The 3014-nt window shown below is 45.7% G+C and carries 3 protein-coding genes; 2 read left to right on the top strand and 1 reads right to left on the bottom strand.

What is annotated here, in order from left to right:
• Together PHU49_13210 and PHU49_13205 are read left to right on the top strand one after the other, a co-directional pair.
• On the top strand, positions 1–1006 hold a 1006-nt coding region (locus tag PHU49_13210; protein MDD5244966.1), incomplete at its 5' end, for an XdhC family protein.
• Between the two features lie 6 nt (positions 1007–1012).
• Complete coding sequence (locus PHU49_13205; protein MDD5244965.1) at positions 1013–1912, top strand: RNA polymerase factor sigma-32; 900 nt, start codon at positions 1013–1015, stop codon at positions 1910–1912.
• A 288-nt stretch (positions 1913–2200) separates the two neighbouring features.
• On the opposite strand, the gene PHU49_13200 is transcribed toward PHU49_13205, so the two are convergent.
• Entirely contained in the window at positions 2201–2932 is a 732-nt protein-coding gene (locus PHU49_13200; protein MDD5244964.1) for a cytochrome c biogenesis protein CcdA, read from the bottom strand.
• Between the last annotated feature and the right edge of the window lie 82 nt (positions 2933–3014).

The raw sequence follows: 3014 nt of genomic DNA, 5'->3' as shown, positions 1-3014 counted from the left end.
GATGATGAATATTTATGAAACAATAGAACAGTATCTCAAGGGGGGTAAAACCGGTATCCTTGCAACGGTTATCTACAGGGCCGGTTCTGCTCCGAGAGATATCGGGGCAAAGATGCTGATAGGGGAAGATGGAAGATGTTCTGGCACCGTTGGCGGCGGCAGACTTGAAGCTGATGCGTGCAGGGAAGCTATGAATATCATGAACAAAGGCGAACCAAAAATACTCAGCATAAGGATGGATTCCAAAGAAGTAGCCGATGATGGGATGCTCTGCGGTGGAAACGTTGACATCCTTCTGGAACCTGTCTTGCAAAAATACAGAGGAGTGTATAAAAAGATTGGAGAGATGTTGCAGAAAGATGCACGGGGTATTGTCGTTACGAAATTCGACAGCGGTGCCTTTTCAAAGACATTGATCGAAGAAAGTCTTGCTGTAACAGGAGATGTACTTCTGGAGAAAGAGATAGAGGAACTGCGCAATTATTTAAACGAGAAAAGGCCTTGCTACGTATCAGGTGGAATGGTCATTGAGCCTCTTCAATTGTTATCAGTGCTTTATGTTTTTGGCGCGGGTCACGTATCGCAGTTTCTTGCCGGCATCGCGAGGACCGTTGATTTTCATGTTGTTATCATCGACGACAGGGAGGAATTCGCAAACAGGGAGCGCTTCCCCGGCGCCGCTGAGATCATTGTCGACGATTTTCACAATGTATTCAATCGTCTTGATTTTACCGGAGAGGAGTACGTGACAATTGTTACGAGAGGACATCAATATGACGCCGATGTTCTGAAAGAAGTCCTGAGGAGAAAAACGAAGTACGTAGGTATGATAGGAAGCCGGAGAAAGGTCAAAATAATTTTGGACCATATGCGGAAAAATGGTTTTGACGAGGGAACCATAACAAGTGTCCATGCGCCGATAGGTTTGAGCATCCACGCCGAAACGCCACAGGAGATAGCAGTGAGCATTGTAGCTGAGCTTATAGCAGTACGGAGAACAAAGTAGTTTTTCATGGAAGACATCTTACTTGACGCGCAGGAAAACCTGGGAAAGAAGGGGGACGAAGGTGCTCTTCCCGCGCAGTTTGACCCTCTTAAACGGTACCTCTCGGAGTTATCCAAATATCCCGTCCTCTCGAGGGAAGAAGAGCTTGAAGTTGCAAAGAAGATCTATGAAAACAAAGACAGGAATGCCGCGCAGCGGCTTGTTATTTCAAACCTGAGACTTGTCGTGAAGATATCCCTTGAGTATTATAGCACCTACCTTAATATCCTTGATCTTATCCAGGAAGGCAATGTCGGGCTTCTCCATGCGGTGAAGAAATATAACCCATATAAGGGGACTAAATTTTCCACCTATGCCTCTTTCTGGATCAGAGCTTATATTCTTAAGTATATTATGGACTCCTGGAGTCTTGTAAAGATTGGAACAACGCAGAGCCAGAGGAAGTTATTTTACAGGTTGAACAAGGAGAAACAGAAACTCGAAGCGCTCGGCGTGTTTCCCGCACCACAGCTTTTGGCAAGTACCCTTGACGTGAAAGAGGCGGAGATTGAAGACATGCAGAAACGCCTGGCATATGCCGATGTGTCCCTCGGATCCCCTTTACACGATGAGAGTGATGATACGATCATGGATATGATAGGGACTGACGAAAACGTCGAGGAAGTTGTTGCTGATAAGGAAAAAAGCGAGATTATTACCGCAAAGGTAGCGGAATTTAAAAAAACCCTGAACGAGAAGGAACTCTTTATCTTTGAAAACAGGATACTCTCGGAGGAGCCTTTGACATTGCAGGAGATAGGCACCAAATTTCGTATCTCCAGGGAACGGGCCCGGCAGATAGAGAACAGGGTCTTGAAGAAATTCAAAGATAGATTCAAAGGCGAATTCAAGAAGTTCGATTTCTAAATAACCACGGATCCTCCATAAGGGTGAGCATGGCGCCGGGACATCCCTCGCAAACACGCTCATTTCGCTCCTGCGGCTCCATTCGCTCGCGTTCGGCTTCGGAACTTTTGCTTCGCAAAAGACCGAGCTTCCTTGCCTCACGACGGTTTGCTCCGGGATATCCCGCCGCCATGCTCTCATTATATGCCCTGGATAGACTATTTTCTATGTAATATCTAGGCTTAATGCGATTTGCCAGGGGCCCAAATGTGTCTATTTGTTTGGGGGATACTTCATATAAATCGGCGACTAGAACGAAAAGAACTGCCCCAGTTTGAGGGTCAGGGTAGTATAGTATGAAGTGGCGAGCAGCACGCCCATGACCAGGAGAAGGACGCCCATGATCTTCGTAGAATACCTCATTACAAAACCATACCGTTTCAGGAAATCAAAGAGTTTGTCAAAGAGAAGCGCAGACAGTATAAAAGGTATGGCAAGACCGAGCGAATAGAGGCCGAGGAGATAGATGCCTTCAGATATCTTTTTCGTTGTTGATGCTACAATAAGGATGGAAGAGAGGGCGGGACCGACGCAGGGCGTCCAGCCGAGGGAGAACGTTGCCCCGATGACGAAGGATCCAAAAAGACCAATAGGTTTTTTTTCCAGCCGGATCAATTTTTCCTGGTTGAGAAAAGGTATCCTCAGGATATTCAGGTAGAAGAGGCCCATCGCGATAAGAAAAATGCCCCCGACCTTTATGATATATTCCTGATAATCGGTCAGGAAATTACCAAGGATAGAAGACGAAATGCCCAGGGAGACGAATACGAACGAAAATCCTAATATAAATGCGACGGAATGGATCAAAACAACTTTTCTATATTTTTTTGCCTTCAGTTCGTTATAATTATCAAAGGTAATGCCGCTTATAAAGATCAGATAGGATGGGACAAGCGGTAAGATACAGGGGCTGAAAAAAGAGAGGAACCCGGCAGAAAATGCCAGAAGCCCGCTGATATTAAAAAGTGAGATAGCATACATGCAAGCTATCATAAGTAGTTTCCTGTGAGGTTGTCAAATGAAATGTGCCTCCATTGATGTCGGAACGAACACGATCTTGCTC

This window comes from Syntrophorhabdaceae bacterium (assembly GCA_028713955.1).
Lineage (GTDB): Bacteria > Desulfobacterota > Syntrophorhabdia > Syntrophorhabdales > Syntrophorhabdaceae > UBA5609.
This window is presented reverse-complemented; position numbering and strand designations above follow the sequence as displayed.

Bases quoted from the DNA above. Each gene is read 5' to 3' on its own strand.
- PHU49_13205 (MDD5244965.1), top strand. From the start codon at position 1,013: ATGGAAGACATCTTACTTGACGCGCAGGAAAACCTGGGAAAGAAGGGG.
- PHU49_13200 (MDD5244964.1), bottom strand. From the start codon at position 2,932: ATGTATGCTATCTCACTTTTTAATATCAGCGGGCTTCTGGCATTTTCT.